This window comes from Streptomyces sp. NBC_01363, assembly GCF_026340595.1.
Lineage (GTDB): Bacteria > Actinomycetota > Actinomycetes > Streptomycetales > Streptomycetaceae > Streptomyces.
Genome location: NZ_JAPEPF010000001.1, coordinates 247,972 through 271,369, shown reverse-complemented (window position 1 = coordinate 271,369; position 23,398 = coordinate 247,972). Strand labels below are relative to the sequence as shown.

The 23,398-nt window shown below is 71.7% G+C and carries 20 protein-coding genes; 13 read left to right on the top strand and 7 right to left on the bottom strand.

The genetic code is table 11. The features are described 5' to 3' along the window. Positions 1–56 precede the first annotated feature (56 nt). Positions 57–1,901: a DEAD/DEAH box helicase gene (locus OG611_RS01210; protein WP_266425438.1), complete on the bottom strand. Its 1,845-nt coding sequence runs from the start codon at positions 1,899–1,901 to the stop codon at positions 57–59. A gap of 484 nt (positions 1,902–2,385) precedes the next feature. Between OG611_RS01210 and OG611_RS01205 the strand changes: the two genes are divergently transcribed. Further along, positions 2,386–3,120, top strand: a complete 735-nt coding sequence (locus OG611_RS01205; RefSeq protein ID WP_266414635.1) for a ferritin-like fold-containing protein — start codon at positions 2,386–2,388, stop codon at positions 3,118–3,120. Between the two features lie 32 nt (positions 3,121–3,152). Here the strand turns inward: OG611_RS01205 and OG611_RS01200 are convergent, their stop codons facing one another. The 4 genes from OG611_RS01200 to OG611_RS01185 form a co-directional block, all read right to left on the bottom strand. Next, positions 3,153–3,422, bottom strand: coding sequence for a hypothetical protein (locus OG611_RS01200; RefSeq protein WP_266414634.1), 270 nt, complete (start codon positions 3,420–3,422; stop codon positions 3,153–3,155). A 195-nt stretch (positions 3,423–3,617) separates the two neighbouring features. Next, entirely contained in the window at positions 3,618–3,845 is a 228-nt protein-coding gene (locus OG611_RS01195; protein ID WP_218105578.1) for a DUF3107 domain-containing protein, read from the bottom strand. A 142-nt stretch (positions 3,846–3,987) separates the two neighbouring features. Further along, on the bottom strand, positions 3,988–4,629 hold the full coding sequence (locus OG611_RS01190; protein WP_018105511.1) for a TetR/AcrR family transcriptional regulator: 642 nt from the start codon (positions 4,627–4,629) through the stop codon (positions 3,988–3,990). 168 nt (positions 4,630–4,797) lie between these two features. Continuing rightward, on the bottom strand, positions 4,798–5,013 hold the full coding sequence (locus OG611_RS01185) for a hypothetical protein (RefSeq protein ID WP_266414632.1): 216 nt from the start codon (positions 5,011–5,013) through the stop codon (positions 4,798–4,800). A 110-nt stretch (positions 5,014–5,123) separates the two neighbouring features. Between OG611_RS01185 and OG611_RS01180 the strand changes: the two genes are divergently transcribed. The 12 genes from OG611_RS01180 to moeZ all read left to right on the top strand — a co-directional run bounded on the left by OG611_RS01180 (position 5,124) and on the right by moeZ (position 19,920). Beyond that, positions 5,124–6,089 carry an alpha/beta hydrolase gene (locus OG611_RS01180; protein ID WP_266414631.1) on the top strand — a complete coding sequence of 322 codons (966 nt, stop codon included), beginning with the start codon at positions 5,124–5,126 and terminating at the stop codon, positions 6,087–6,089. 8 nt (positions 6,090–6,097) lie between these two features. Next, positions 6,098–7,420, top strand: coding sequence for a DUF3152 domain-containing protein (locus OG611_RS01175; RefSeq protein WP_266414629.1), 1,323 nt, complete (start codon positions 6,098–6,100; stop codon positions 7,418–7,420). 167 nt (positions 7,421–7,587) lie between these two features. Then, complete coding sequence (locus OG611_RS40580) at positions 7,588–7,683, top strand: Ms4533A family Cys-rich leader peptide (RefSeq protein ID WP_323180069.1); 96 nt, start codon at positions 7,588–7,590, stop codon at positions 7,681–7,683. A 225-nt stretch (positions 7,684–7,908) separates the two neighbouring features. Then, the gene (locus OG611_RS01170) at positions 7,909–9,633 is read left to right on the top strand and encodes an ABC transporter substrate-binding protein (protein WP_266414627.1); all 1,725 of its coding nucleotides are present in this window, start codon (positions 7,909–7,911) and stop codon (positions 9,631–9,633) included. Between the two features lie 2 nt (positions 9,634–9,635). Further along, the gene (locus OG611_RS01165) at positions 9,636–10,619 is read left to right on the top strand and encodes an ABC transporter permease (protein WP_266414626.1); all 984 of its coding nucleotides are present in this window, start codon (positions 9,636–9,638) and stop codon (positions 10,617–10,619) included. Beyond that, the gene (locus tag OG611_RS01160; RefSeq protein WP_266414625.1) at positions 10,616–11,605 is read left to right on the top strand and encodes an ABC transporter permease; all 990 of its coding nucleotides are present in this window, start codon (positions 10,616–10,618) and stop codon (positions 11,603–11,605) included. Before OG611_RS01165 ends, OG611_RS01160 begins: the two co-directional genes overlap by 4 nt. Continuing rightward, positions 11,602–13,185, top strand: coding sequence for an ABC transporter ATP-binding protein (locus tag OG611_RS01155; protein WP_323180068.1), 1,584 nt, complete (start codon positions 11,602–11,604; stop codon positions 13,183–13,185). Before OG611_RS01160 ends, OG611_RS01155 begins: the two co-directional genes overlap by 4 nt. A 190-nt stretch (positions 13,186–13,375) precedes the next feature. Further along, complete coding sequence (locus tag OG611_RS01145) at positions 13,376–15,208, top strand: DUF3492 domain-containing protein (RefSeq protein ID WP_266425435.1); 1,833 nt, start codon at positions 13,376–13,378, stop codon at positions 15,206–15,208. Between the two features lie 85 nt (positions 15,209–15,293). Then, positions 15,294–16,718 (top strand): hypothetical protein, encoded by a 1,425-nt coding sequence (locus OG611_RS01140; protein ID WP_266414623.1) that lies wholly within the window; start codon positions 15,294–15,296, stop codon positions 16,716–16,718. A 154-nt stretch (positions 16,719–16,872) separates the two neighbouring features. Then, complete coding sequence (locus OG611_RS01135) at positions 16,873–17,838, top strand: NAD(P)-dependent oxidoreductase (RefSeq protein ID WP_266414622.1); 966 nt, start codon at positions 16,873–16,875, stop codon at positions 17,836–17,838. After that, positions 17,826–18,656, top strand: coding sequence for a spherulation-specific family 4 protein (locus OG611_RS01130; protein WP_266414621.1), 831 nt, complete (start codon positions 17,826–17,828; stop codon positions 18,654–18,656). The genes OG611_RS01135 and OG611_RS01130 overlap by 13 nt, the downstream gene beginning before the upstream one ends. A gap of 85 nt (positions 18,657–18,741) precedes the next feature. Then, complete coding sequence (gene moeZ, locus OG611_RS01125; RefSeq protein WP_266414620.1) at positions 18,742–19,920, top strand: adenylyltransferase/sulfurtransferase MoeZ; 1,179 nt, start codon at positions 18,742–18,744, stop codon at positions 19,918–19,920. Between the two features lie 69 nt (positions 19,921–19,989). Here the strand turns inward: moeZ and OG611_RS01120 are convergent, their stop codons facing one another. Then, positions 19,990–21,570, bottom strand: a complete 1,581-nt coding sequence (locus OG611_RS01120; protein ID WP_266414619.1) for an alpha/beta hydrolase — start codon at positions 21,568–21,570, stop codon at positions 19,990–19,992. Positions 21,571–21,676: 106 nt separating this feature from the next. Further along, positions 21,677–23,281, bottom strand: a complete 1,605-nt coding sequence (locus tag OG611_RS01115; RefSeq protein ID WP_266414617.1) for an alpha/beta hydrolase — start codon at positions 23,279–23,281, stop codon at positions 21,677–21,679. Positions 23,282–23,398 lie beyond the last annotated feature (117 nt).

Sequence of the window (23,398 nt, the reverse complement as noted above, 5' to 3'; positions counted from 1 at the left end):
GGCCCGAGGATGTCCTCGGGCCCGTCCGGCGGATCAGGCTTCTGAGCGGTGGCCGCTCAGCCCTCGGTCTTCGCGGCGGTCGCGCGCGGCGCCCGACGCCTGCGCGGCTTCGCCTCGCCCTCGGCGGCCGGGGCCTCGGCCACGACCTCCGTCTTCGGCTTGGCGGCCGCACGGGTGCGGCGGCGCGGCTTGGTCTCCGGGGTGGGCTCGGAGATCGGTGCGATCTGGAAGTCGACCTCGTCCTCGGCCGGCTTGACGACGCGGGGGCGGCGGCGCGGCTTGGTCACCGTCTTCGTCTCGGCCACCGGCTCGGCGATGGGCGCGATCTGGAAGTCGACCTCGTCCACGACCGGTTTGACCACGCGGGCACGACGGCGGCGCGGCTTGGTCTCGGTTGCCGGAGTGTCCTCGGCCGGGGCCTTGGCGGCCTTCGGCTCCACCTCGACCTCGACCACGGCCTCCACCGTGCTCATCACGGCCTCGGCTGCGGCCTCCGGGGCGCCGACCCGGGCACGGCGACGGCGACGCGGCGTACGCGGCTCCGACGGGGCGTCGGTGGCCTCGGGGGCCGGTACCGCGGCGGTGGTGGCGGGCGCCTCCTGGACGGCGGAGCCGCCCCGGGTGCGACGGCGCTGGCGCGGCGTACGCGGCGCACGCTCCTCGCGGACGGCGGGCGCCGAAGCCGCGGCGGACTTGCGGCCGCGGCCGCCCGTCTCGCCGAGGTCCTCGATCTCCTCGGCCCGCAGACCCGCACGGGTCCGCTCGGCACGCGGCAGGACACCCTTGGTGCCGGCCGGGATGTCGAGCTCCTCGAAGAGGTGCGGCGAGGTGGAGTAGGTCTCGACCGGGTCGTTGAACTTCAGGTCGAGCGCCTTGTTGATCAGCTGCCAGCGCGGGATGTCGTCCCAGTCGACCAGCGTGATCGCGATGCCCTTGGCGCCCGCGCGGCCGGTCCGGCCGATGCGGTGGAGGTACGTCTTCTCGTCCTCCGGCGACTGATAGTTGATGACGTGGGTCACGCCCTCGACATCGATACCGCGGGCCGCGACATCGGTGCAGACGAGCACGTCCACCTTGCCGTTGCGGAACGCGCGCAGCGCCTGCTCGCGGGCGCCCTGGCCGAGGTCGCCATGGACCGCACCGGACGCGAAGCCGCGCTTCTCCAGCTGCTCGGCGATGTCGGCCGCCGTGCGCTTCGTACGGCAGAAGATCATCGCGAGTCCGCGGCCATTGGCCTGCAGGATGCGGGAGACCATCTCCGGCTTGTCCATCGAGTGGGCCCGGAAGACATGCTGCGAGATGTTCGCGACGGTCGCGCCCTCACCGTCGGGCGAGGTGGCGCGGATGTGCGTCGGCTGCGACATGTAGCGGCGCGCGAGACCGATGACGGCGCCCGGCATGGTCGCCGAGAACAGCATGGTCTGCCGCTTCGGCGGAAGCATCGTGATGATCTTCTCGACATCGGGCAGGAAGCCCAGGTCGAGCATCTCGTCGGCCTCGTCGAGCACCAGGGCGCGGACGTGCGAGAGGTCGAGCTTGCGCTGTCCGGCCAGGTCGAGCAGTCGGCCCGGGGTGCCGACGATCACGTCGACGCCCTTCTTCAGGGCCTCGACCTGCGGCTCGTACGCACGGCCGCCGTAGATCGCGAGAACGCGGACGTTGCGCACCTTGCCGGCGGTCAGCAGGTCGTTGGTCACCTGCTGGCAGAGCTCACGGGTGGGGACGACGACGAGCGCCTGCGGCGCCTCGGTCAGCTTCTCGGGGGCGGCCCGGCCGGCCTCGACGTCCGCGGGGACGGTGACGCGCTCCAGCAGCGGCAGACCGAAACCGAGGGTCTTGCCGGTGCCGGTCTTGGCCTGGCCGATGACGTCGGAGCCGGAGAGCGCGACGGGGAGCGTCATCTCCTGGATGGGGAACGGGGACACGATGCCGACGGCCTCAAGGGCCTCGGCCGTCTCGGGAAGAATCCCGAGGTCACGAAACGTAGTCAGGGTGCTGCCTCTTCTGTGAGACGCGGTCCGAGGCGAACGCTGGGGGTCGTACCGTGCCGGGGTTGGTCATCCGGCCGTGGATGGGCCGGGTGGCGCGGGACCACTGCCGTCGCTCGAGCGCTCGTGCCGCTGAGGGGGCCCCTCATCTGCGGTCGTACGTGTCGTACGACCCGCGTGGAGGGCTGTCGGGTCGGAGCCGATCGGGCCACCGACCGGGCATCCTCATTCGTTTTCACCATTTTCACGCCACTGGTACTTCCAAAATACTCAGTAGGCGCAATACCACTGTACCCCGGATTCGCGCATGTGTGTTGGGCGAATTCATCGGAACGGTGTGATGTCACTGGCTGACCAGGCCCTTCCGTCCCCCGCCGGGCGGGCTATTCTGCGCTTCATGGAGACGCCTGACAACGCCACTGAAACCCCTGAACCCACCGGAATCGCCGCCCAGGACTGGGCCACCGCGTCGGTGGAACCGCAGTACCGGGCAGCGGTCGTGGACCTGCTGGGAGCACTCGCCTACGGGGAGCTGGCAGCCTTCGAGCGGCTCGCCGAGGACGCCAAACTCGCGCCGACGCTGGCCGACAAGGCGGAGCTGGCAAAGATGGCCTCCGCCGAATTCCATCACTTCGAGCGGCTCACCGACCGGCTGACCGCGATCGAGGTCGAGCCGACCGGCGCGATGGAGCCGTTCGCCAAGGCGCTCGACGACTTCCACCGCCAGACCGCGCCGTCGGACTGGCTGGAGGGCCTGGTCAAGGCGTACGTCGGCGACTCGATCGCCAGTGACTTCTACCGGGAGGTCGCGGTCCGGCTCGACTCGGACACCCGCTCCCTCGTCCTCGCCGTGCTCGACGACACCGGGCACGGGAACTTCGCCGTCGAGAAGGTGCGCGCCGCGATCGAGGCAGACCCGCGCGTCGGCGGCCGGCTCGCGCTGTGGGCGCGCCGGCTGATGGGCGAGGCGCTCTCCCAGGCGCAGCGGGTGGTGGCCGACCGCGACGCGCTGTCGACGATGCTCGTCGGCGGTGTGGCGGACGGCTTCGACCTGGCGGAGGTCGGGCGGATGTTCTCGCGGATCACCGAGGCGCACACCAAGCGGATGGCGGCGCTGGGACTGGCCGCGTAGCAGGCTCACCGGGGCCGGCCGCCGGGCCGGCCTCAGGCCGCCGCTGATCGGCTCAGGTGGCGGCTCCGCGGGCGGACCAGCAGCGAGAGCGTCACGGCCCCGATCAGCGCCGCGCCGATCAGCGTGGCCACGACATGGCCCGGACCCAGCACCGAGTGCATGAGATACGCGCCGAACAGGGCTCCCAGGGCGCCGGTGGTGAAGACGGCGCGGCGGGGCGGGAGCCGGTCCGGCAGGGAGCGGAGCGCCATCCAGGCGAGGGCGAGTCCGAGCACGACGGAGCCGAGTGGTTCCAGGATCACAGATGATCACCTCGCGAGTTGCGGGGCGGTTAGGGCCTGCCCTAAATCGGTCGTAAGCGGTACTACCCGCGGGTTGCGGAACGCAACCCTCCTCGGCACGGGGTTCGCACAGGAATCACTGCGTACCGGAACGGGCAGCGGCCCGGTGGGAATCCCACCGGGCCGCTGCCACGGTCACTGCTCGGAGCGTGCTGCCTACAGCGCGCCGAAGCCCACGCGACGCGTGCTGGGCTCGCCGATCTCCACGTAAGCGATCCGGTCGGCCGGCACCAGGACCTTGCGGCCCTTCTCGTCCGTGAGGCTGAGCAGCTGCGCCTTACCGGTGAGAGCCTCGGCGACCGTGCTCTCGACCTCTTCGGCGGAAAGCCCGCTCTCCAGAACGATCTCCCGGGGCGTGTGCTGCACCCCGATCTTGACCTCCACGGCTATGTCCCTCCGACGGTCAGTCCCTGCGCGGTGAGCCGCGCCGTACGCAGCACACATTAGCCCGCTGAGGGGAGCCGCCAGTGGTCGGCGGGCAACGCCCGCAGCGAACACGGACGGCGGCCGCTCCGGGCGGCCCGCGTCAGTGCTGATCGATGCCGTGCAGCGGGAAGCCCGCGATGCCCCGCCAGGCCAGCGAGGTCAGCAGCTGGACCGCCGTGTCACGCGGAATGGCGGACCGGCTGGAGAGCCAGTACCGGGCGACCACCTGGGAGACACCGCCCAGGCCGACCGCCAGCAGCATGGACTCGTCCTTGGACAGTCCCGTGTCACCGGCGATGACGTCGGAGATCGCCTCCGCGCACTGCAACGACACCCGGTCGACGCGCTCGCGCACCGCGGGCTCGTTGGTCAGGTCGGACTCGAAGACCAGCCGGAAGGCGCCGCCCTCGTCCTCGACGTACGCGAAGTACGCGTCCATCGTCGCGGCGACCCGGAGCTTGTTGTCGGTGGTCGACGCCAGGGCCGTACGGACCGCCTGGAGAAGCGACTCGCAGTGCTGGTCGAGAAGGGCCAGATAGAGCTCCAGCTTGCCGGGGAAGTGCTGATAGAGCACCGGCTTGCTCACCCCGGCCCGCTCGGCGATGTCGTCCATCGCGGCGGAGTGGTAGCCCTGCGCCACAAAGACTTCCTGCGCGGCGCCCAGCAACTGATTGCGTCGGGCGCGGCGAGGCAGTCGAGTGCCCCGCGGGCGCGCCGCCTCGGTCTGCTCGATGGCTGTCACGCCGCCTCCCAAATTTGTGATCGGACACAGCCTTTCCGTGCACGCTGCGCCGTACAGCCATCGTACTTTTGGGTAACCCGGGTGTGCGCGGCGCGGACGCAGAATTTCATGGACCGGACGGCTGCGGTAGCCACAGATTCCCCGGCCACCGGGACAAAGCAGTTTGTATCAGCGGTAATCGTCCTCATCCTGTGTCACGACGCGGGCCTGTTCCGCCGCATCGGCCTCGTCGGCGCTGTCCCGGTCGATGTCCGTGAGCGGTTCGTCGTGCCGCTGCTGGAGATCCGCCCGCTGCTCGGCGGCGTCCGCCCGGGGCGTCTCCTGGTCCGGTTCGTCCGGCTGGATGTCCTCGAAGGTCTCCGGGTCGCTGGGGTCGACCGTCATGGTGACTCCCTTCCTTGCTTTCGAGCCTAGGAGCTGCGCCCGCGGGCCGCTACGCGGTCTGTGACGGCGAACACATGAATCGGGGTGTGATCGTCTCGTAACATTGCCGCATGTCTTCGACCGAACTGCCGGGAGTCCGTGCCGTCGCCGCCGCGGTGTCCCCGGCAGTGAGTGCCGTCGGGGTCGCGGAGGGGGAGCAGCTGCGCTCCGTCGCGCTGCCGGGGCTGACGCTGACCGTCCGGTCCCGGCCGCCCGGCCGGACCGGGGTGCCGCCCGCGCTCTACGTGCACGGGCTCGGCGGCTCCTCGCAGAACTGGTCGGCGCTGATGCCGCTGCTCCAGGACGTGGTGGACGGTGAGGCGGTCGACCTGCCCGGCTTCGGTGACTCGCCGCCGCCGGACGACGGGAACTACTCGGTCACCGGGCATGCCCGCGCCGTGATCCGGTTCCTCGACGCCGAGGAGCGCGGGCCGGTACACCTGTTCGGCAATTCGCTCGGCGGTGCCGTGGCCACCCGGGTCGCCGCGGTCCGTCCCGACCTGGTGCGCACCCTCACCCTCGTCTCGCCCGCGCTCCCCGAGATCCGGGTGCAGCGGTCCGCCGTACCGACGGGCCTGCTCGCGGTGCCCGGTGTGGCCGGCCTGTTCGCCCGGATGACCAGGGACTGGTCCGCGGAGGAGCGCACCCGCGGAGTGATGGCGCTCTGTTACGGCGATCCGGGGCGCGTCTCCGAGTCGGGCTTCCGCGCTGCGGTGGCCGAAATGGAGCGCCGGATGGGACTGCCTTACTTCTGGGACGCGATGGTGCGCTCGGCACGTGGCATTGTCGACGCGTACACGCTCGGCGGGCAGCACGGACTGTGGCGCCAGGCCGAGCGGGTGCTCGCACCGACCCAGCTCGTGTACGGCGGACGGGACCAGCTCGTCTCGTACCGGATGGCGCGCAAGGCGTCCGCGGCCTTCCGTGATTCACGGCTGCTGACACTGCCCGACGCGGGGCACGTGGCGATGATGGAGTACCCGGAGGCGGTCGCCCAGGCCTTCCGGGAACTGCTCGACGAACGCGGCGGGAGCTGATCCGGGGCGTGGGACGACATAGTCGAAAGGGCCCCAAACCCTCGGGGCCCGACATCGAGGCCGCCGCCGCGGACGCGGGCGCCGATCGTGAGGCCGTCCGGCCGGTCCCCGGCACCGGGCGGCGCCGGAGGTCGGCGGAGGCACCGGCCGGCTCCGACGGGCACACCCCGTTCCAGCAGAGCGGACACGTCCGCGGCGGCCACCCCGAACAGCGCGAACCAGGCGGCGGCTGGGGGACCGGTCCCCAGCGGCTGTACCGGGGCGACGACCACCGGCCCGGAGCGCGGCCGGCGGCCCAGCAGCAGGCGGCGGCCGGGCGGCAGCAGCCGACCGGCACCCGGCCGCTGATACCGGGACCGCGGCGCGAGTTCGTCGAGGCGTTCGACGTGCCGTCCGCGCCGCCCGCTCCGCGCGGGCCTTCCGTTCCGCCGGCCCGCCCCGCCGATCCGTCCGTCCCGGCCGGCGAGCGGGACGAGCAGCCGCCCGGCGGCGGCACCGACGGCCCGGCGCCGGCCAAGCACGGCAAGGGCGCCAAGGGCCGCACCTTCACCGGGATCGCGGCCGCCGCGGTGACCACGGTCCTCGCGGTGGTGGTGGCCGGGCAGGTCGCCCAGGACAACGGCGGCGGGACCACCGCCGCGCAGCCCTCGGGCGTCGACCGGCGCGGCCCCGACGGCGCCTCCCGCTCGGACGACCGGCCGACCCCGGAGCCGGTGCGGGCCAAGCCGCTCTCGTACGCCCAGAAGATGGCCAAGGCCTATCCCCTCGCCCCGGAACTGAAGGCGTCCGGAAAGTTCGAGGCGGTTCCGGGGACGGCGAAGGCCCCGGGCCGGGGGCACAGATACCGCTACCGGATCGACGTGGAGAAGGGCCTCGGCCTCGATGCCGCGCTCTTCGCCAGGGCCGTCCAGGAGACGCTCAACGACGACCGCAGCTGGGCGCACGACGGGGCGATGACGTTCGAGCGGGTCTCCACCGACGACCCCGATTTCGTGATCACCCTGGCCAGCCCGGGGACCACCGGTGAATGGTGCATGAAGTCCGGGCTGGACACGACGGAGGACAACGTCTCGTGCGACTCCGCGGCGACCGAGCGCGTGATGATCAATGCCTACCGCTGGGCACAGGGGTCGTCGACCTTCGGTCCGGACAAACTCTTCGCCTACCGCCAGATGCTGATCAACCATGAGGTCGGTCACCGGCTGGGTCACGACCATGTGAGTTGCGGCACGCGCGGAGCACTCGCTCCGGTGATGCAGCAGCAGACCAAGTCCCTGAACATCGACGGGATCAAGTGCCGGCCCAACGCCTGGGTGTATCCACCCAGTTGAACCGGGAGAGGGCGGGCCCGCGGGTGCGACGGGCCGCCTCCCGGGCACGCCGCGCCTCGTAGCCGTACGCGGAACCGGCGTACGCATGCCCTCAGGCTGTCCGTATCGTGAGATAGCTGTCTCAATTCGCGTTGACATCCCCTGGGCGGTGATCCATATTTCTCGACATGTCACACGGCCCCGTCCTCCCCGATCGCGCAGTCATAGAGCTGGCGCTCATCGGTGTGACCGGGCACAGTGTCGCCGACATCCACTGTTGCTGACGCCTGCCCGAGCGCGCGTCCGCCCGCGGTCCGAGCCCTGACGGGCCTGGACCGCCACGCATGACTGCCGCGCCGGGCGCATTCCGCCCGCAGGCGCGGCAGTTCGGTGTTTCCGGTCAGTTTCTCCACCCATCGACCGGCTTGTGTGCACTCGCTCTCGTCGCTGCCTGCGCGGAACTTTTCCGTCCCTTTCTCCAGGCAGTACACCCGAGAGGTCACCTTCCGATGCGTCAACCGTCCGTCATATCGCGCCGCGTGGCAGCGGCCACCGCAGTACTCGTCGTGGCCGCGGGTGCCGCGGCCTGCGGGCCCAAGGACAACAAGGGCGGCGACGGCAGCTCCGGCGCGGCGGGCAAGCCCGAGAAGGGCGGCACGCTCACCGTCCTCAACAGCAAGCCGCAGGAGGACTTCGACCCCGCGCGGCTCTACACCTCCGGCGGCGGCAACGTCCCGTCCCTGGTCTTCCGCACGCTCACCACCCGCAACCGGGAGGACGGCGCCGCCGGTGCGAAGGTCGTCCCCGACCTCGCGACCGACCTGGGCAGGCCCAGCAAGGACGCCACCGTGTGGACGTACACCCTCAAGGACGGCCTGAAGTACGAGGACGGCACCGCGATCACCAGTGCCGACATCAAGTACGGCATCGAGCGCTCCTTCGCCGCCGAGCTCTCCGGCGGCGCGCCCTACCTGCGCGACTGGCTGATCGGCGGCGCCGACTACCAGGGCCCGTACAAGGACAAGAAGGGCCTCGACTCGATCGAGACGCCCGACGCGAAGACGATCGTCTTCCACCTCAACAAGCCGGAGGGCGAATTCCCCTTCCTGGCCACGCAGACCCAGACGACCCCGGTGCCCAAGGCCAAGGACAAGGGCACCAAGTACGAGGAGCACCCGATCTCCTCGGGCCCGTACAAGGTCGTCAAGAACGAGGGCGACGGCGAGCGCCTGATCCTGGAGCGCAACCCGCACTGGTCGGCGGCGACCGACGAGGAGCGCAAGGCCTACCCCGACCGGATCGACGTGCGCTCCGGGCTCGACTCCGCCGTCATCAACCAGCGCCTGTCCGCCTCGCAGGGTGCCGACGCCGCGGCCGTCACCACCGACACCAACCTGGGCCCGGCCGAGCTCGCCAAGGTCACCGGCGACAAGAAGCTGGCCGCCCGTGTCGGCACCGGCCACTTCGGCTACACCAACTACATCGCCTTCAACCCGAAGGTGAAGCCGTTCGACAACCTGAAGGTGCGTCAGGCGATCTCGTACGCCGTGGACCGCTCCTCCGTGGTCAACGCGGCCGGCGGCTCCTCGCTCGCCGAGCCCGCCACCACCTTCCTGCCCGACCAGGCGGCCTTCGGCTACACGCCGTACGACCACTTCCCGGCCGGGAAGAACGGCAATGCGGCCAAGGCCAAGGAACTACTGAAGGAGGCCGGCTACCCCAAGGGGCTGACCGTCACCCTCACGCACTCCAACGACAAGGACTTCGCCACCAGCCCGGAGATCGCCACCGCCCTCCAGGAGGCGCTGAAGAAGGCCGGAATCACCGTCAAGCTCCAGGGCCTGGAGAGCAACGACTACTCCGACACGGTCTACAGCCTGAAGAGCGAGCCCGGCTTCTTCCTCGGCGGCTGGGGCGCCGACTGGCCGTCCGGCGGTCCGTTCTTCGCGCCGATCTTCGACGGGCGCCAGATCGTCAGGTCCGGCTACAACTTCAACTCCGGGCAGCTGAACGATCCCGCGGTCAACAAGGAGATCGACGAGATCAACAAGCTGACCGACCTGAGCGCCGCCGCGAAGCGCTGGGGCGCGCTCGACAGGAAGGTCGGTGAGCAGGCGCTGACCGTGCCGCTGTTCCACCCGGTCTACAAGCGCCTGTACGGCGAGTCCGTCAAGAACGTCGTGATCAGCGACTGGACCGGTGTGCTCGACATCTCGCAGGTCGCGGTCAAGTAGCCATGGCAGACGCAATTCCGGCCGAGGAGGCGGGGGCCGTCGCGGTCCCCGTCTCCGGGGCCCATCCGTTCTGGCGGCGGCTGCGCGCCCGGCGCGCGGCCCTCGTGGCGGCCGCGATCGTCGCCCTGCTGGTCCTGGTCGCGCTCGCCGCACCGCTGCTCGCGGGCATCGAGGGCCAGGACCCCACCACGTACCACCCGGATCTCGTCGACTCCGCCACCGGCGGGGTGCCGGTCGGCTCCTTCGGCGGGATCAGCGCCGAGCACTGGCTCGGCGTCGAACCGCTCACCGGGCGCGACCTGTTCGCCCGCGTCGTGTCCGGCGCCCGGGTCTCGCTCGGCGTCGCGCTCGCCGCCACCCTGCTCCAGGTGCTCATCGGGGTCGGCATCGGGCTCGCGGCCGGGCTCGGCAACCGCTTCGTCGACCAGGCGCTCAGCCGGGTCACCGACGTCGTGGTCGCGCTGCCCGTCATGGTGATCGCGCTCGGCGCGCTCGCCGTCGTACCCACGAGCTTCCCCCGCCCGGTCCTGATCGCCGTGATCATCGGCCTGGTCGGCTGGTCCGGAACCTCGAAGATCGTGCGCGCCCAGACGCTCTCGCTGAAATCGCGCGACCACGTCGCCGCCGCCCGGCTCAGCGGCTGGGGTCCCTGGCAGATCGCCAGGCGCGAACTGCTGCCCGCGCTGGCCGCCCCCGTCATCACCTACGCGGTGCTGCTCTTCCCGGCGAACATCGTCGTCGAAGCGGCCCTGTCCTTCCTCGGTGTGGGCATCAAGCCGCCCACACCGTCCTGGGGACAGATGCTCAGCGACGCCGACACCTGGTACCAGGCGGCGCCCACCTATCTGCTGATCCCCGCACTGCTGCTCTTCGTCACCGTGCTGGCGCTGACCGTCCTCGGCGAGGGCGTGCGCACCGCGCTCGACCCGCGCGCCGAGTCCCGGCTGCGGATCGGTACCGGACGGAAGAAGGAGGCCGACGCGTGAAGTGGTTCCTGCTCAGGCGCCTCGGTGGAGCACTCTTCGTACTGCTCGCCCTCAGCGTCGTCGTCTACGCGGCCTTCTACGTCGCCCCCGGCAACGTCGCGCAGATCGCCTGCGGTCCGCGCTGCTCGCCCGCACAGGTGGCGCAGGTCAGCGAACAGCTGCACCTGGGCGACCCGTTGTACGTGCAGTACGCGCACTTCCTCCAGGGCCTCTTCGTCGGCCGCGACTACTCGACCGGGACCGGGGTGCTGCACTGCCAGGCGCCCTGCCTGGGGCTCTCGTACCAGAGCGACCAGCAGGTCACCGAGCTGATCCTGGCCAAGCTCCCGGCCACCGCCTCGCTCGCCGTCGGTGCCTTCGTGCTGTGGATGCTGCTCGGGGTCGGCACCGGACTGCTCTCGGTGTGGCGGCGCGGCCGGCCGACCGAGCGCGTCCTCACCTGGATCACCCTGGCCGGCATGGCCACCCCGGTCTTCGTCATCGGGCTGCTGCTGATCATCATCCTGGTCACGGCGCTCCAGATCCTGCCGTTCCCGGACTACGTACCGCTCACCGAGGACCCGGAACAGTGGGCCTGGAACCTGCTGCTGCCCTGGATCTCGCTGGCTCTGGTGTCCGCTGCGCCGTACGCCCGGATGACCCGGGCCTCGATGCTGGAGACCCTGGCCGAGGACCATGTGCGCACCTTCAGGGCGTACGGGGTCGGCGAACGGGCGCTCGTGGGGCGGCACGCGCTGCGCGGTGCGCTGGCGCCGGTGATCGCGCTCGGCGCGCTGGACATCGGCTCGATGTTCGGCGGCGCCGTCCTCACCGAATCGCTCTTCGGGATTCCCGGGGTCGGCCGTGAACTCGTCGACGCCGTGAAGCACGTGGACCTTCCGGTGGTCGTCGGTCTGGTGCTCGTCACCGGATTCTTCGTCGTCCTCGCCAATGCCGTCGCGGACATTCTCCAGGCGATGGCCGACCGACGGGTGGTGCTGGCATGAGCCTGGTCGAAGTCTCCGATCTCTCGATCTCGTTCGGCGATGTGCGGGCGGTGGACGGGCTGTCGTTCTCGCTGGAGGCCGGCGGCGCGCTCGGCGTCGTCGGGGAGTCCGGCTCCGGCAAGAGCGCCTCGGCGTACGCCCTGCTCGGACTGCACCGGGGGACCGGTGCGAAGGTCGGCGGCTCGATCCGGGTCGCCGGGGTGGACGTGACCGCGGCGGACGACGCGGAACTGCGCGCCCTGCGGGGTGCGAAGGCCGCGATGGTCTTCCAGGACCCGCTGTCCTCGCTGGACCCGTACTACGCGGTGGGCGACCAGATCGCCGAGGTGTACCGGGTCCACCACCGGGCCTCCCGCCGGGCGGCGCGGGCACGGGCGGTGGAGGTGCTGGACCGGGTCGGGATCCCCGACGCGGTACGGCGGTCCCGGTCCCGGCCGCACGAGTTCTCCGGCGGGATGCGGCAGCGGGCACTGATCGCGATGGCCCTGGCCTGCGAGCCCCAGCTGCTCATCGCCGACGAGCCGACGACCGCCCTGGACGTCACCGTCCAGGCCCAGATCCTGGACCTGCTGCACGATCTGCGCCGCGAGACGGGCATGGGGCTGCTGCTGGTCACGCACGACGTGGGCGTGGCGGCGGAGTCGGTCGACGAGGTGCTGGTCATGCAGTCGGGCCGGGCGGTGGAACGGGGCCCGGTGGGCGAGGTGCTGGTGGCGCCGCGCGAGCCGTACACGCGGGCGCTGCTGGCGGCGGTGCCGCGGGTGACGGAGGGACGGATCCCCTCGGGGGCGAAGCCGGCGGACGACGCGGGCGCGCCGCTCGTCGAGGCCGTCGACGTCCGGCAGGTGTTCGGCAGGGGGAAGACCGCCCTCGCCGCCGTCGACGGCGTCTCGCTCACCGTCCGGCGCGGCGAGACCCTCGGCATCGTCGGTGAGAGCGGCAGCGGCAAGACCACCCTCGGGCGGATGCTCGTCGGTCTGCTGGAACCCACCTCGGGCCGGCTCACCCGCGAGGCCCGGGTGCAGATGGTCTTCCAGGACCCCGTCTCCTCGCTCAACCCGCGCCGCTCGATCGGCGAGTCGGTCGCCGACCCGCTGCGGGCCTCGGGGGAGCGCGACGAGGTGGTGATCAGGGCGCGGGTCCGGGATCTGCTGACCCGGGTCGGCCTCGCCCCGGAGAGCTACGACCGCTATCCGCACGAGTTCAGCGGCGGACAGCGCCAGCGCGTCGGGATCGCCCGCGCGCTGGCCGCCGAGCCGGAGCTGATCGTCTGCGACGAGGCCGTCTCCGCGCTCGACGTGACGACCCAGGCCCAGGTGACCGCGCTGCTGGCGGAACTGCAGCGGGAACTGGGGCTCGCCCTGGTCTTCATCGCGCACGACCTCGCCGTCGTACGGCAGGTCAGCGACCGGGTCGCCGTCATGCGGCAGGGCCGGATCGTCGAGGAGGGCGAGGTGGGCCAGGTGTACGAGAACCCCCGGGACCCGTACACCAAGCAGCTCCTGGCGGCCGTTCCCGCGCTCGATCCGGTGCTCGCGGCGGTGCGCCGCGCGGCCCGCAAGGAGCTGGCCGCCGCCTGACCCTGCGTGACCGATCACTCCCATAGCGCGACAGAACGCTATGGGGGCGGGAAAGTTACGACGGTTCACCCCTTTCGGTGGCGCGACGGACAACCGTCCGTCGCGCCACCGGCGTATCCGCATACGGTCGTCCCGCTGTGAGCCGCCATTCCAACGGCGGCCGCCCACAAGGGAGATCGGGGGTGTGCTCGTGCGGATCGGACTGCTCACCGACGGTGGTTATCCGTATGTGAACGGTGAGTCCGGGCTCTGGTGCGACCGCCTGGTGCGCGGGCTCGCGCAGCACGAGTTCGATCTCTTCGCGCTCAGCCGCTCCGCCGAGCAGGAGGCGCGGGGCCGGGTCCCGCTCCCGATGCAGGTCGGCCGGGTGCGGACGGCGCCGCTGTGGACGGCCGACGAGGACGTCCTGGGGCCCCGGGCCCCCAAGGGGCTGCTCAACCGGATGGTGACGGGCGGGGGCACCCGCCCGTACGGACGGCGCGAACGGCAGCGCTTCACGGCCCACTTCGCGGCTCTCGCCGCCTCGGTCTGCGCGGCCGGTGCGGTGGGCGGCGAGGACGACGGGGCCGACGCGGGCGCGGGTGCCGGTGAACAGGGCGGCGAAGGGCGTACGGTCGCCGCTGCCGCGGACGCGCAGTTCACGGACGGCCTGTACGGACTCGCCGAACTGGCCCGCGAGCACGGCGGACTCGGGGCGGCCCTCCGTTCCGAAACCGCCGTGCGCGTACTCGAAGCGGCCTGCCGCGCCCCGGGCGCCGGGCGCACCGTCCAGACCGCCACCGTCCCCGACCTCCTCGCCTTCGCCCGGGAGCTCGACCGGGTGCTCCGCCCGCTCTCGCTCGACTGGTACGACGAGGAGGGCCTCGGCGCGGTCGACCTCTGCCACGCGACGTCCGGGGGCGCCGCCGCTCTGCCGGGGCTGCTGGCCAAACACTTCTTCGGGGTGCCGTTGCTGGTGACCGAGCACGGCGCGCAGTTGCGGGCGCACTACCTCGCGGCGACCGGCACCCCGCTGAACGCGCCGGTGCGCGCCCTGCTCGCCCACTTCCACGGGCGGCTCGCCACCGAGGTGTACCGGCAGGCCGCGATCGTGACCCCCGGAAACGCCCACGCCCGCCGCTGGCAGGAACGCTGCGGAGCCGCCCGCGAGAAGTTGCGCACCATTTACCCCGGCATGGAGTCCGACCGCTTCACGGCGCTGGGGGAGAGCGGCGACAGCGGGCCCGACGACACCCTGGTCTGGGTCGGCCGGATCGAGCCCGCCAAGGACCTGATCGCACTGCTGCACGCCTTCGCGGAAGTGCGGAAGGCCGAACCGGACGCCCGGCTGAGGATCGTCGGCGCCCCGGCCCGGGGCGCGGAAGGCGCCACCTATCTCGCGCACTGCCGGGCGCTCGCCGCCCAGCTGTTCCCCGACGAGGCCGCGGACGCCCATGCCGTCGGCGACAACCCGGTCTCCTTCGAGGACATCGGCGGAGCCGAGGTGCCCGATCTGCCGGACGCCTACGCGGCGGGCGGGGTCGTCGTCCTGTCCAGCGTGGTCGAGGGTTTTCCGATCGGTCTGGTCGAGGCGATGTTCTGCGGCAGGGCCACGGTGTCGACGGATGTCGGCGCGGTCGTCGAGGTCGTCGGCGGCACCGGGCTCGTCGTGCCCCCGCGCAATCCCAGAGCGCTGGCCGATGCCTGTCTCGCGCTGCTGCGGGACCCCGAGCGCCGTGCACGGCTCGGAGCGGCGGCGCGCGCCCGCGCGCTCGAACTCTTCACCGTCGAACAGAATCTCGCGGCATTTCGCGGCATCTACCTGGAGCTGATCTCGCACGCCCCGGTGCGCACGGAAACCGATGCGGTGGACGCCGACGGCGAACCGCGCCCGTTCGCCACCCCGCCGGAGGCGCATGTCCTGGGTCCGTGGACGGCCTCGGGCCTCGCCCTGTCGATCACGGCCGGCCGCAGGCCCAGCTGGGCTGCCGGGCCCCGGGCGGTCTGCACGGGAGCGCGGGGAGCGGGTGGCGGCGATGCGTGAACCGGGGCAGGAGACGGCCGGGCCGGGCCGGGCCGGCGGGCCGGGGCGGTCCGACACGGCCGGCGACGATCACGGAGGAAACACCATGGGCGGCCCGACCGAGGTGTCCGACGCACCCGCCACACCGACCACCGGCGGAAGCTGGGACCTCCGCTCGCGGGCCCTGGTCTCCGAGAACCCCGGGATGCACGAGCCGTCCGAGTCCTCCGAGATGCTTGGGACGCCTGATGCGCCTGGGACGCCTGAGGCGCACGGGCTGTTCGAGCCCTCCGAGCCCTCCGAGACACCTGGGGCGCCTGGGCGGCGCAGGCTGTCCGAGTCCTCCGAGTCCTCCGAGTCCTCCGAGTCCTCCGAGCTCTCCCGCGCCCCCGAGATCGCGCGCCCCGCTCCGGCGCGTCGGCTCAATGCCTCGCGCCGCGGCCCCGCCGACCCCGTGAAATCGCTGATGCACCGGCACCGCGAGCTGTGCGAACGGGCCGTCGACCCGCTGGAGGTCGCCGCCGGGCTCGAAGCCCATGGCGTCACCGACCGCGTCGCCGCCCGCTACCGGCACCGCGATGTCTTCTCGCTCGCCGAGGAGTTGTTCGCGCGGGTACCCGGTGCGGCGGCGGAGCCCGCAACAGGGCCCGACGCGCCGGAGCGGGACATCGCGACACGCACCGCCTGGTCGCTCCGCGCGCTGGTGCCGGGCGCCGCCTGCGTCGCGACCGTCGGCGCACTCGGGCTCACCGAGGGAGCGCTCGGCGGCCGGGCACGGCTCGTGATCGCCCTCACCGGGGCGCTCGTCGCGCTCATCGGGCTCGCCGTCAGCCTGCGCAGCGGCCCCCTGCACGCCGGAGGCCGCTCATCGGGCGCGGCCAAGGTGTACGGCTGCTGGCTCCTCGGCTACGTCCTGTACGGCGAACCGCTGCTCGACCAGGTGCTCAGCGGCGGCCCCGAGGGCCCCTGGGCGATCACCCCAGCGCCGCTGCTGGGCCTGGCCCTCTCGCTCGTCCCGGCCACCTGGTGCGCCCACCTCTTCTCCGTGCACGCCCACCGCAAACTCAGCAGCAGCCGCGCGCTGGAGGAGTTCGCCGCGGGTGTGCGCCCCCTGCTGTTCGGGGCCGTCGCACTCCACCTGTGTGTCCTCGCCGGGCTGCTCTGCCTCGCCCACCTGGGATACGGGGGCGGCGGGGCGTTCGGCGGGGCGGCCGCGCTCGGGGTGCTGCTCCTGCTGGCCCGGCTGCTGACCGTGCACGGGTTCCCCGAGCTCGCCACCGGCGGCCTGGCCGTCGCCTGTGCGGTCGAGGCCCTGGCGCCCGCACTGGTCCTGGCCGGGCGGCTGCCCGGTCTGCACTTCCTCTCCCGCCCCGTCGACGTCCTCGTCATGGTGTCCGGCACCGGATCCGTACCCGCCGTCGCGTGCGGTGCCTCCGCGCTCGGACTGCTGATCGCCGCCACCGTCGTCCTCTCCCGGGCGTCCGCCCACACCACCGCCCGGCCGGTCGATGAAGGCCCGGCCGCCGCGTAACCACCACAGCCGTACCACTGCCACCGCACGCCCCGCGGAGCCGACGCCGCGGGTCATTGCCCGCCACTGCATCTCACTTCCTCAAGGAGACACCGGACATGACCCCCCAATCCCCTTCACCGGCAGCTCGCCGTTGGCGCCGAGGGGGCGCGCGATGAGGGTGCTGCTGCTCGGAGCCAACGGATTCCTCGGCCGGTTCGTGGCCGACCGCCTGCTCGCCGACCCCGCCGTGCACCTCACGGCGCTCGGCCGGGGCGACGACGCCGACGTCCGGTTCGACCTCGCCAGCGGCAGCCCCGGCGCGCTGACCCGCTTCCTGGACGCCGTCCACCCCGGAGTAGTGGTCAACTGCGCGGGCGCCACCCGCGGCGGGGCCCGCGATCTGACCCGCCACAACACCGTCGCCGTCGCCACGGTGTGCGAGGCGATGCGGCGCAGCGGCTGCACGGCCCGGCTCGTCCAGGTCGGCTGCTCGTCGGAGTACGGGCCCTCGCAGCCCGGTTCGTCCACCGCCGAGGACACGATTCCGCGCCCCGGCGGCCCGTACGGCGTCAGCAAACTCGCCGCCACCGAACTCGTCCTCGGCTCGGGCCTCGACGCGGTCGTGCTGCGGGTCTTCTCCCCGGTCGGGCCGGGCACCCCGGCCGGTTCCCCGCTCGGCAGGCTCGCCGAGGCGATGCGCCGGGCCATGCAGTCCGGCGACGGCGAGCTGAAGCTCAGCGGCCTTGGCGTGCAGCGCGACTTCGTGGACGTGCGCGATGTCGCGCGCGCCGTGCACGCCGCCTCGCTCTCCGCCGCCCAGGGCGTCGTCAACATCGGCACCGGCCGCGCCGTGCGGCTCCGGGACGCGGCCGCCGTCCTCGCCAGGGTCGCCGGGTACGCGGGCGCACTCCACGAGCTCGACGCGCCCCCGCCCCGGCTGCCCATCGGCGCCCCGCGCACCTCGACCGAGTCGGTCATCGAGCACCTCTCGGCGACCCCGTCCCCCTATCCGGACGGCTGCGGCGCCTGGCAGCAGGCGGACGTCCGCACCGCCAGGGACCGGCTCGGCTGGCGTCCCCGGATCAATCTGGAGGAGTCCCTCGCCGACATCTGGATGGAGGCGGCATGCCGTATCTGACCAGCACCGGCACGGCCCGCCGGACCAGCGGCGCCGAACAGTTCGGCTTCGGCGTACCCGGTTACGCGCATCCGCTGCTCGCGCCGACCGAATGGGCCGAACTGGCCCGTCCCGGCACCCCGCTGCACTGGGCCGTCCTCAACATCGACAACGGCCCCGGCGCCCGCCCCGATCCGCACTGCCTGGAAGCCGCGGGCCGGCTCCGCAACGCGCGCGAGCGGGCCGTGCACGGCGAGGATCCGCAGGACTCGGTACGGGCGGCGGCCGGCCGGCTGCTCGGCCATCTCGACCTGGCCTTCGGCAGCCGCCCCTTCGGGGAACTGATCGCCGACGCCCAGTCGTTCCTCGACTGGTACCGCGTCGACGGCTTCTATCTCGGCCGCTGCCCGGCCGAGCGCGTCCACCTCCCGGCGGTGCGCCGTCTCACCAGCACCCTCGCGACGCTCCTCGAAGACGGCGACCGCCCGTACGGGGAGGGGATCGGGCCGCTGGTGCTCGGGCTGGGCACCCATCCGTATCCCGGCTATGCCGAGGCAGCCGACCAGCTGGTCACCTTCTGCGGACCGTGGACCGACTACCGCTGGTCGCAGGTGGCGGAGTGGACCGCCTCGTATCCGCCGGAGAGGTTCGCGCACTTCGTCCACGGCGTTCCGCGCACCCACCTCGACGAGGCCATGCGCATCGCCCGCTGGCAGGGGGCGGGCACGATCTTCTTCACGGATCGAGACGGCCAACAGGGACAAACGGACCCATTCGCGGCGCTGCCCAGGTACTGGGACGAAATTGTCTCGCGGATCGGACCTGGTATCTCGGAATGAGAGGGGGCGTGGCAGTGTTACGGCAAGAACAACCGTACGTAGATGAAGTACGTAGAAACCGACCACCTGCATTGTTGAGGTTCCTGTGTCGCTGCCACCCCTGGTCGAGCCAGCTGCTGAGCTCACCGTCGACGAGGTCCGCAGGTACTCCCGCCACCTGATCATCCCGGATGTCGGGATGGACGGACAGAAGCGGCTGAAGAACGCGAAGGTGCTCTGTGTCGGTGCCGGTGGTCTCGGGTCGCCGGCCCTGATGTACCTGGCCGCGGCCGGTGTCGGCACGCTCGGCATCGTGGAGTTCGACGAGGTCGACGAGTCGAACCTGCAGCGCCAGATCATCCACAGCCAGGCCGACATCGGGCGCTCCAAGGCCGAGTCCGCCAAGGACTCGGTGCTGGGCATCAACCCGTACGTGAACGTGGTCCTTCACGAGGAGCGGCTCGAAGCCGACAACGTGATGGACATCTTCGCCCAGTACGACCTGATCGTGGACGGCACGGACAACTTCGCCACCCGCTATCTGGTCAACGACGCGGCCGTACTGCTGAACAAGCCGTACATCTGGGGCTCGATCTACCGGTTCGACGGCCAGGCGTCCGTCTTCTGGTCCGAGCACGGCCCCTGCTACCGCTGCCTCTACCCGGAGCCGCCTCCGCCGGGCATGGTCCCCTCCTGCGCCGAGGGCGGCGTGCTCGGGGTGCTCTGCGCGTCGATCGGTTCCATCCAGGTCAACGAGGCCATCAAGCTGCTCGCCGGCATCGGCGACCCGCTGGTCGGCCGGCTGATGATCTACGACGCCCTGGAGATGCAGTACCGCCAGGTCAAGGTCCGCAAGGACCCCGACTGCGCGGTCTGCGGCGAGAACCCCACCGTCACCGAGCTCATCGACTACGAGGCCTTCTGCGGCGTCGTGTCCGAGGAGGCCCAGGAGGCGGCGCTCGGCTCCACGATCACTCCCAAGCAGCTCAAGGAGTGGATCGACGCGGACGAGAAGATCGAGATCATCGACGTCCGTGAGCCGAACGAGTTCGAGATCGTCTCGATCCCGGGCGCGAAGCTGATCCCGAAGAACGAGTTCCTGATGGGCAACGCCCTCCAGGACCTCCCGCAGGACAAGCGCATCGTCCTGCACTGCAAGACGGGCGTCCGCAGCGCCGAGGTCCTCGCGGTCCTCAAGTCGGCGGGCTTCGCCGACGCGGTCCACGTGGGCGGCGGCGTGATCGGCTGGGTCAACCAGATCGAGCCCGAGAAGCCCGTGTACTGAGACACCTTTTGGTACGGCGAAGGGGCCGGTCCGCACGGACCGGCCCCTTCGCCGTACCTCCGGGCCGCCCTACGAGCAGGTCTTGCCGTCCTCCGGGACCATCCCGTCGAGGAAGTACGCGTCCACGGTCGACGTCACGCAGGAGTTCCCGCCGTACGCGCCGTGCCCCTCGCCCTTGTTGGTGAGCAGGACGCCCACGCCCTTGCCCAGCTCGTCCGCCATCTTGCGGGCACCCTCGTACGGCGTCGCCGGGTCACCCGTCGTGCCGACGACCAGGATCGGACCGGCGCCCGGAGCGCTCGCCTCCGGGTGTTCGTGCTCACCCTTCACCGGCCACTGCGAGCACCAGCCCGCCGTGTCCCACGCCAGGAACGGGCCGAACACCGGGGACAGCTTCCGGAACTCCGGCAGGAGCGCCTTCGCCTCGTCCGCCGTCGGCCGGAGGCTGCTGTCCGCACAGGAGATGGCGCGCTGCGAGTGGTTCTGGGTGTCGTAGTGCCCCTTCTCGTCACGGCCGTTGTACGAGTCGGCCAGCTGGAGCAGCATGTTCCCGGTGCCGCTCTTCTCGGCCTCGTCCAGCGCCTGCGTCAGATACGGCCAGTTGCTCTTGGAGTAGAGCGGCATGACGATGCCGGTGACGGCCAGCGAGTCGTTGAGCTCGCGGCCCGAGGTCGTCGGCAGCGGCTTCTTGTCGATCCGCTCCAGCAGCCGGGCGATGCGCCGGGTCCCGGCCTTCGGGTCCTGGCCGCGGTCCTTGAGGTAGTTCTCCAGCGCCCGCTGGAAGCCGGTCGCCTGGTTGCGGGCATGCCCGATGGTGTCCGCGGTCGGGTCGACGACGGCGTCCAGGACGGTCCGGCCGACGTTCCCGGGGAAGAGGTGTGCGTAGGTGCCGCCGAGCTCGGTGCCGTACGACACGCCGAAATAGGTGAGCCTCTTGTCGCCGAGCACCTCACGGATCAGGTCCATGTCCCGGGCGGCGTTCGTCGTGCCGACGTACGGCAGGACCTTGCCGGAGCGGCGCTCGCAGCCGGCGCCGAAGTCCGCGCCGTCCTTCAGGAACGCCGCCTCCTCCGCCGCCGTGTCCGGGGTCATGTCGACCTTCCGGTAGGCGTTCTCCTGCTCCTTGTCGGTGCGGCAGCTCACCCCTTCGCTGCCCGCGACCCCGCGCGGGTCGAAGCCCACCAGGTCGTAGCGGGAGTTGAGGTTGCCGTACGAGCCGGCGGCGCGCGGCAGCGTCGAGACCCCCGAACCGCCGGGGCCGCCGAAGTTGAACAGCATCGAGCCGAGGCGCCGGCTGGTGTTCCCGGCCTTCTTGCGGATCAGCGCGATCCCGATCGTCTCGCCGTCGGGCTTCGCGTAGTCCAGCGGCACCCGGACCGTCGAGCAGCGCCAGTCGGACCCGGGCGCGCTCTCGCCGGCGCGGGCATCGCAGCCCTTCCAGTCCAGCCGCTGGGAGGTGAGGGCCGCGGGCAGCCGGGGAGTGCCCGGCTGCCCGCCCGGCGTGGTGGACGGACGGCCGGCCGAGGGCGCGGCATCGTGGTCCGTTCCGTCGGCCGGCTTGTCGTCCGTACCTCCGCCGCAGCCCGCGAGCAGCCCCGTCAGCAGAAGTGCGGCGCCGGCCAGAGCCCCGGCGCGTGCGTGTGCGACCACGTGTGCGTCCTCCCGATGTGCCTGTACTCGCGGCGTACAGATGTGCCCGTACCTACGGCGTACAGAAAGTCCGCCCATGCTAGGACCTTGCGTTTGGATCACGCCGCTACCTGCAGACGGTTCCGGCCGCCGGAACCTTGCCCTCCAGCAGGTAGCCGCCCACGGTCTTCTGCACACAGGCGTTGCCGCTGTTGTACGCGCCGTGTCCCTGGCCCTCGTACGTCATCTCGACGCCGACGCCCTTGCCCAGCGCGTCGGCCATCGCCTTCGAGCCCTCGTACGGCGTCGCCGGGTCGCCGGTGTTGCCGACGACGAGGATGGGGGCCGCGCCCGGGGCGCTGACGTCCGGGGTGTTCCAGGCGCCCGGTACCGGCCAGCCGGTGCAGGCCATCAGGGACCAGCCCAGGTAGTCGCCGAAGATCTTCGAGGCGGACCGGAACTCGGGGAGCTTGGCCTCGGTCTGGTCCGCGGTGAACCGCTGCTTGGAGTCGGCGCAGTTGATGGCGGTGTTGGCGGCCACCGAGTTGTCGTACTGGCCGTTTTCGGAACGGCCGTTCAGCGAGTCGGCGAGGGCGAGGAGCAGCGCGCCGTTGCCGCCGTCTGCCTCGTCCAGTCCCTGTTCCAGCAGCGGCCAGGTCTGCTTGGAGTAGAGGGCGGCCGCGATGCCGGTGGTCGCCAGGGTCTGCGTCAGCTGACGTGAACCGAGCCCCTGGATCGGCTTCTTCTCCAGCTGGGCGAGAAGACCGGCGACCCCCTGCTCGACCTCCTTCGAGGTGGAACCGGGCAGCTTGCAGGCTGCGCCGCGGTCGACGCAGTCCTGGGTGAAGTTGTTCAGCGCGAGCTGGAAGCCCTTGGCCTGGCCGAGCGAGGACTGCTCGGAGTCCAGCGTCGGGTCGACCACCGCGTCCAGTACCGACCTGCCGACGTTCTTCGGGAACAAGTGGGCGTAGACGCCGCCCAGTTGGGTGCCGTACGAGATGCCGAAGTAGTACAGCTTCTTGTCGCCGAGCACCTGCCGCATCAGATCCATGTCACGGGCCGCGTCGGTGGTGCCGACGTACGGGAGCTGCCTGCCGGAGTTCTTCTCGCAGGCCTGCGCGAACGCCTTGGTGTTCTTGACGAAGGCGTTCACCTCCGCGCTGGTGTCCGGGGTGCTGTCGGTCTCGAAGCGGGCGTCGAGCTGCTTGTCGGTCTCGCACTCCACACCGTCGCTGCGGCCCACGCCGCGCGGGTCGAAGCTGACCAGGTCGTAGCGGGCGCGGAGCTTGTCGTAGTCGGTGCCGAAGGCGGGCAGGGTGGCGACACCGGAGGCGCCGGGGCCGCCGAAATTGAAGATGAGGGAGCCGATCCGCTCGTCCTGGTTCTTGGCCCTGGCCCGGATCAGCGCCAGCTGGACCGTCTCGCCCTCGGGCTTCGCGTAGTCGAGCGGCGCCCGCATGAACGAACACTCCCAGGGGGTGCCGCCGGGCAGCGGGGACGGCGCCTTTCCGCTGCCCTGCGCCGGGGACGGGGCGGGGCAGGGCTTCCACGTCAGTTTCTGGGAAGCGAGGTCGCCGGAGCCGCTCGCCTCGGCGGCGTTCACCGCGAGCGGTGAGCTCTGCGGCCCGTCCGGGTCGTCCTTGTTGCCGCTCTCCGAGCAGGCGGTGATGGGCAGGAGCACGGTGACGGCGGCGGCCAGGGCGGCGGCGCGCAGGGCAGGGGAGGTCCTCATGGGCCCATGGTGCGGCGGGAAGCCGGTCGCTGCACGGGGCACCGGTCCAAGCGGGTGGCGGGCGACGCCGCCGTCGCCCGACTGGCCTTGAGGGTCCCGCCCGGCGGCTGAGGGGGC